This window comes from Pseudoalteromonas sp. SR44-8 (assembly GCF_014163635.1).
GTDB lineage: Bacteria > Pseudomonadota > Gammaproteobacteria > Enterobacterales > Alteromonadaceae > Pseudoalteromonas > Pseudoalteromonas rhizosphaerae.
Window position 1 is genome coordinate 1 of the sequence record NZ_JACJDS010000019.1, and the last position, 1,159, is coordinate 1,159.

Annotated in this window: 1 protein-coding gene; it reads left to right on the forward strand. The window is 45.0% G+C overall.

Features of this window, described 5'->3' with window-relative positions; all coding sequences use genetic code 11:
* Positions 1–1,149 (forward strand): elongation factor Tu (tuf, locus tag H5183_RS11025; protein WP_145238324.1); only part of this gene is annotated, 1,149 nt, incomplete at its 5' end.
* Positions 1,150–1,159: the final 10 nt, after the last annotated feature.

The following is a 1,159-nucleotide window of genomic DNA, read 5'->3' on the forward strand; positions in this document are numbered from 1 at the left end:
GTAAACGTAGGTACAATCGGCCACGTTGACCACGGTAAAACTACCCTAACTGCAGCAATCACTAACGTACTTGCAAAAGTATACGGCGGTGTTGCTAAAGATTTCGCATCAATCGATAACGCTCCAGAAGAGCGCGAGCGCGGTATCACAATCTCAACTTCACACGTTGAATACGATACGCCTACTCGTCACTACGCACACGTAGATTGTCCTGGACACGCCGATTATGTTAAAAACATGATCACTGGTGCTGCTCAAATGGACGGCGCTATCCTTGTTGTTGCTGCGACTGATGGCCCTATGCCACAAACGCGTGAGCACATCCTTCTTTCTCGTCAAGTTGGCGTTCCTTACATCATCGTATTCATGAACAAATGTGACATGGTTGATGACGAAGAGCTACTTGAACTAGTAGAAATGGAAGTTCGTGAACTTCTTTCTGAGTACGATTTCCCAGGTGATGACTTACCACTAATCGCTGGTTCTGCGCTTAAAGCGTTAGAAGGCGAGAAAGAGTGGGAAGACAAGATCATTGAGCTTGCAGACGCACTTGATTCTTACATCCCAGAGCCAGAGCGTGACATCGATAAGCCATTCATCATGCCTATCGAAGACGTTTTCTCAATCCAAGGTCGTGGTACTGTTGTAACTGGTCGTGTTGAAGCTGGTATCATCCGCATCAATGACGAAGTAGAAATTGTTGGTATCAACGATACAACTAAATCTACTTGTACTGGTGTTGAAATGTTCCGTAAACTACTTGACGAAGGTCGTGCTGGTGAGAACATTGGTGCACTTCTACGTGGTACTAAACGTGAAGACGTTGAACGTGGTCAAGTACTAGCTAAGCCTGGTTCAATCAACCCACATACAACATTCACTTCAGAAGTATACGTACTTTCTAAAGATGAAGGTGGTCGTCATACTCCATTCTTCAAAGGTTACCGTCCACAGTTCTACTTCCGTACAACTGACGTAACTGGTGACGTACAGTTACCAGATGGCGTAGAAATGGTAATGCCTGGCGATAACGTTAAGATGACTGTAAAGTTAATCTCTCCAATCGCAATGGATGAAGGTCTACGTTTCGCAATCCGCGAAGGTGGCCGTACTGTAGGTGCTGGTGTAGTAGCAACTATCGTAGAGTAATAATTAACTT